A 5,437-nucleotide genomic window follows, 5' to 3' on the forward strand; every position below is an offset into this window, starting at 1 on the left:
ATTTGCGGTGTAGGTCCCATCGGTATTTAAGCCCGCGCCCGTTTGGGTGGTATCCAGTTCTGATTGCAGTGCGTCGGTATTGGCTGAAGAATTGCTAGCTAAGGTGTCGATATTGGTTTGTAAGGTGGTATCGGCGGTATTGGATGCTGTTTCATTGGCATCTACATCTGCTTGCACACCTGTAATTGCTGCATCTAAATCATCTGTAGCTTCAACGACTGATGTTGATCCGGCAATATAAGTGGCTGTGGCATTTGCGGAATAAGTACCATCGTCATTTAGGCCCGCACCCGTTTGTGTGGTATCCAATTCTGATTGCAGTGCGTCGGTATTGGCTGAAGAAGCGTTAGCTAAGGTGTCGATATTGGTTTGTAAGGCGGTATCCGCGGTATTGGATGCTGTTTCATTGGCATCTACATCTGCTTGCACTGCTGTAACGGCTGCATCCAAAGCATTCGTAGCCTTAACGACTGAGGTTGATCCAGCAATATAAGTTGCCGTGGCATTTGCGGTATAGGTACCATCGGCATTTAAGCCAGCGCCCGTTTGGGTGGTATCTAATTCTGATTGCAGAGCATCGGTATTGGCTGAAGAAGCGTTAGCTAGGTTGTCGATATTGGTTTGTAAGGTGGTATCGGCGGTATTGGATGCTGTTTCATTGGCATCTACATCTTCTTGAACATTAGCGATGGCGGTGTCGCTATCGGCTTCGTTTTGATTCACATCGTCTTGAACACCTTTAACGGCAGCATCTAAATCCTCCGTAGCTATAACGACTGAGGTTGCTCCGGCAATGTAAGTTGCTGTGGCATTTGCGGTATAGGTACCATCGGCATTTAGGCCAGATCCGGTTTGGGTGGTGTCCAGTTCTGATTGCAGAGCGTCGGTATTGGCTGAAGAAGCGTTAGTTAGGGTGTCGATATTGGTTTGTAAGGTGGTATCGGCGGTATTTGATGCAGTTTCATTGGCGTCTACATCGTCTTGAACGCCTTTAACGGCAGCATCTAAATCCTCCGTAGCCTTTACGACTGAGGTTGCTCCGGCAATGTAAGTGGCCGTGGTATTTGCGGTATAGGTACCATCGGCATTTAAGCCAGCGCCCGTTTGTGTGGTGTTCAGTTCTGATTGCAGTGCATCGGTATTGGCTGAAGAAGCGTTAGCTAAGGTGTCGATATTGGTTTGCAAGGTGGTATCGGCGGTATTTGATGCAGTTTCATTGGCGTCTACATCTTCTTGAACATTAGCGATGGCGGTGTCGCTATCGGCTTCGTTTTGATTCACATCGTCTTGAACGCCTTTAACGGCAGCATCTAAATCCTCCGTAGCCTTGACGACTGAGGTTGCTCCGGCAATATAAGTGGCTGTGGTATTTGCGGTATAGGTACCATCGTCATTTAGGCCCGCACCCGTTTGTGTGGTATCCAGTTCTGATTGCAGTGCATCGGTATTGGCTGAAGAATTGCTAGCTAAGGTGTCGATATTGGTTTGTAAGGTGGTATCTGCGGTATTGGATGCTGTTTCATTGGCATCTACATCTGCTTGAACATTAGCAATGGCGGTGTCGCTATCGGCTTCGTTTTGATTCACATCGTCTTGCACGCCTTTAACGGCAGCATCTAAATCTTCTGTAGCCTTTACGACTGAGGTTGACCCGGCAATATAAGTGGCCGTGGCGTTAGCGGTATAGGTACCATCGGTATTTAGGCCCGCACCCGTTTGGGTGGTATCCAGTTCTGATTGCAGTGCGTCGGTATTGTCAGAAGAAGCGTTAGTTAGGTTGTCGATATTGGTTTGTAGGGTGGTATCCGCAGTATTGGATGCTGTTTCATTGGCATCTACATCTGCTTGCACACCTGTAATTGCTGCATCCAAATCATCTGTAGCTTCAACGACTGATGTTGACCCGGCAATATAAGTGGCTGTGGCATTTGCGGTATAAGTACCATCGGCATTTAAGCCAGCGCCCGTTTGGGTGGTATCTAATTCTGATTGCAGAGCATCGGTATTGGCTGAAGAAGCGTTAGTTAGGGTTTCGATATTGGTTTGCAAGGTGGTATCGGCGGTATTGGATGCTGTTTCATTGGCATCTACATCTGCTTGCACTGTTGTAACAGCTGCATCTAACACATCAGTAGCATTAACCACTGAGGTGGCTCCGCCAATATAAGTCGCAGCCGTATTTGCGGTATAGGTACCATTGGCATTTAAGCCGGCACCGGTTTGAGTTGCATCCAACTCTGCTTGCAGTGCGGTAGTATCGCCTGAAGAAGCAGAAGCTAAGTTGTCGATATTGGTTTGTAAGGTCGCATCTGCGGTATTGGATGCTATTTCATTGGCATCTACATCTGCTTGTACTGTTGTAACAGCTGCATCTAACACATCAGTAGCATTAACCACTGAGGTGGCTCCGCCAATATAAGTCGCAGCCGTATTTGCGGTATAGGTACCATTGGCATTTAAGCCGGCACCTGTTTGAGTTGCATCCAACTCTGCTTGTAGTGCGGTAGTATCGCCTGAAGAAGCAGAAGCTAAGTTGTCGATATTGGTTTGTAAGGTCGCATCTGCGGTATTGATGCTATTTCATTGGCATCTACATCTGCTTGTACTGTTGTAACAGCTGCATCCAACACATCAGTAGCATTAACCACTGAGGTGGCTCCGCCAATATAAGTCGCAGCCGTATTTGCGGTATAGGTACCATTGGCATTTAAGCCGGCACCGGTTTGGGTGGTATCCAGTTCTTCTTGAAGATCTAGAATCGCCATTAAGTTGTCTTCAATTAAAGCCGTATTTTCAGAATTTAGAGCATAAAGGGCAAAGGGAACGAAGGTAAATGGCTGATTGCTTATTTCACTAAAATTGGAACAGGTACCATCGACATTTAAATCAACTTTAAGATTTTTTGCATTATTATTCCAAAGAATACCTTGAAAGGTGTTGGCATAGCCAGCAATTTGGGTTCCAGAACCAATAATTAAATTAACCATACCAAAAGCATCAGTGCTTGTGCTAATAGTTTCTTGATATTCAATTACTAAATTTTCATCCAAAATAGAAAACTGTAGACATATATTTTGATTGGATAAAGGGGTGTTAAAATCGTTTATGCCAGGCAATTCTTCTGCTGCAGGGTTTAGAATGACCGCTTGATAGGTAATCCCATTTGTTTGAGAAAAACCAGCCAATGACACAAAAAATATTAAGGTGAGTAATATGCTTTTCATAATTTTTTTGAATGTATTTAATTAGTTTGGTGATGTCAGATTAGAAGACGTATTCATATTGGAATTTGATTTCCAAATCGGAATGTGGATTCCAAATTGAAATTGGCTATTTTTAACTATTAATGTTTCATCGGTGCTGTTAGACAAGTTGTATGCTGTAGAAAAATTATACCCTAAACTCAAACTTATTTTTTCAGAAATAAAATATTTTAAACTAGCCCCTAATAGCGGCTGTATCACTATTCCCGAAAATTCTACGTCATTTTTAATATCGAAATAAGAGGTATTAATAAATTGATCACCGCTAACAATGGTAGCGGTATTGACACCCCCTAAGATTATCACTTCAATACCAGTGGATTTATATAATTGGTAAGACCCTATTTGTTGTATGCCAAGGTAATTTGTTTCCCAATTATAATTATTGCCTAGGTAGGAGGCAGAAGCGTTCCATTCATTATAGGTCAAAGCAATAGAATAAGTTAGTTTTTGATTTTTTAAATTAAAGAGGTATCCGATTTCATAAAACTCACCAGATCCAGACCTGTAGGATATTTCAGGATTGTTATTTGGACTTGAGAAGTCAAATTTGGTCGTGTTTTTACCAGTTTTTAAATAGATCTCTTGAGAATAGAGATTTGAAAAACCTAATAAAAGAAAAATCAAGAGTGTTTTTTTAATCATCATTGGTTGTTGGTTTAGTTGACTAGTATTTTAGAGTAGTAATTTAATTTTGCGCCTTTAATTTTAATCAAATACATCCCCATATCTAAACTAGATACATCTATGCTGATTTGATGATTTTCAATTCTAAGGTTTCGGTTAAAAACCAAGCGCCCGTTTAAATCAAAAAGGTTGAGGTGAATCGGTAGGTCGGTAAGCGTCCCAAAATGCACATATAAAGTATCACTGGCTGGATTAGGATAAAGCTTGATGACATTTGTATCGATCGTATTTTGAGACACTAGAATTTTCCAGAAGCTTTGTTGGTAGCCTTGTTGCACAACTACATCGCCTGAAGAATTTCCGGTTATTGATTGTTGACCAATGGTTTGTGTTATTCTTATTCCGGATTCTGTCACAACAGACGCCCCTTGCGCGCTGATCATTTGATGCTTCAAGTCTTGGGCAACGCTGTTTAAAATGGTGAAAAAGAATACAAGTAGTGTAAGTGATGTGTGTTTCATTTTTGCGCATTTGGGGGGTTACAAAATTACTAAGAAACCGCTATGAGGCTTCCAAACCCGTTGCACAAAATAGGATATTCTATGAAAACAGTAAACTTTCCAATAAAGCAGTAACAATTGTCAACCTCAAAAAATTGCTTATATTTGGCCGTTGTTAATAGAATTAAACCTATGGTTTGAAATAAAACAGACCCTTAGCATGCTGGACCATTTCATTAGTTTCCTATCCTTATTCGTCGGATTTTTAGGATTTCTGGTTATCCTTTTTATTATAATGTCTTTCAAAAAGAGTGCTCTTTTTAATATCTACCTTCTTGTGCTCTTTTTTTTTATTTCCGTTAGGCTTATTCACAATGGTTTATTGGGCATTTATGACACACCAATTATTAATGAGTATTACGTTTACATAGGACCTATTTATTTATTTGCCATCCCCACTTTTTACTTATACTTTGATTCACTTTATGCCGATAGGATATATTTTAACCCAAGACATTTGCTGCATTTAATTTTTCCCTCGGTTAATCTTTTCCTAAATAGTTTTCAACATCATTTTTCAGAAATGTATAGTGCTCATATTGAGACTGTACAAGCTTTTAGTATTCTTGGTTTTATTATAAGTTATAGTTCCATGTGCCTGTACTTGGGGTATAAAAAGTTATGGCGCAAAAGTCCTGTATTTGTGCGATTATCAAGTGAACATGAAGCGAAAATGAGACATTGGACTATGTTTCTCTTTGTGATTATGTGTATACTCTCTTTTAGGTTGGTTTATTCTGTTTTTAGTGAAATTCAAGAGGAAACACGAGTACTGGGTTATCATGGGTCATTAGTAATGAGTGTTATATGGTTGCTTGTATTTGTTAAGGTATTAAGGAGTCCGGAGTTGATCTATGGTTACCCCAAATTAAAAAACATCACAGCTCAAATAGACCAAATACCAACCGAAACAAGTTCTTTGTGGAGCAGGGGTGATGTTGATATCATTAATGTAAAGGATGTTAAATTAAGCGAGTCTATAAGTGC

Annotated in this window: 5 protein-coding genes; 1 reads left to right on the forward strand and 4 read right to left on the reverse strand. The window is 40.6% G+C overall.

Going from position 1 to position 5,437, the window contains the following annotated elements:
- The 4 genes from KG732_RS12815 to KG732_RS12830 all read right to left on the reverse strand — a co-directional run.
- Nucleotides 1–2,487: hypothetical protein (locus KG732_RS12815; RefSeq protein ID WP_213524396.1), on the reverse strand; the 2,487-nt coding region annotated here is incomplete at its 3' end.
- A 41-nt stretch (nt 2,488–2,528) separates the two neighbouring features.
- On the reverse strand, nt 2,529–3,224 hold the full coding sequence (locus KG732_RS12820) for a hypothetical protein (protein WP_213524398.1): 696 nt from the start codon (nt 3,222–3,224) through the stop codon (nt 2,529–2,531).
- 21 nt (nt 3,225–3,245) lie between these two features.
- Nucleotides 3,246–3,911, reverse strand: coding sequence for a hypothetical protein (locus tag KG732_RS12825; protein WP_213524400.1), 666 nt, complete (start codon nt 3,909–3,911; stop codon nt 3,246–3,248).
- A gap of 11 nt (nt 3,912–3,922) precedes the next feature.
- The gene (locus KG732_RS12830; RefSeq protein ID WP_213524402.1) at nt 3,923–4,411 is read right to left on the reverse strand and encodes a T9SS type A sorting domain-containing protein; all 489 of its coding nucleotides are present in this window, start codon (nt 4,409–4,411) and stop codon (nt 3,923–3,925) included.
- A 712-nt stretch (nt 4,412–5,123) separates the two neighbouring features.
- On the opposite strand from KG732_RS12830, the gene KG732_RS12835 reads away from it, so the two are divergent.
- On the forward strand, nt 5,124–5,437 hold a 314-nt coding region (locus tag KG732_RS12835; protein WP_213524404.1), incomplete at its 3' end, for a hypothetical protein.

Source organism: Nonlabens sp., from assembly GCF_018401815.1.
GTDB lineage: Bacteria > Bacteroidota > Bacteroidia > Flavobacteriales > Flavobacteriaceae > Nonlabens.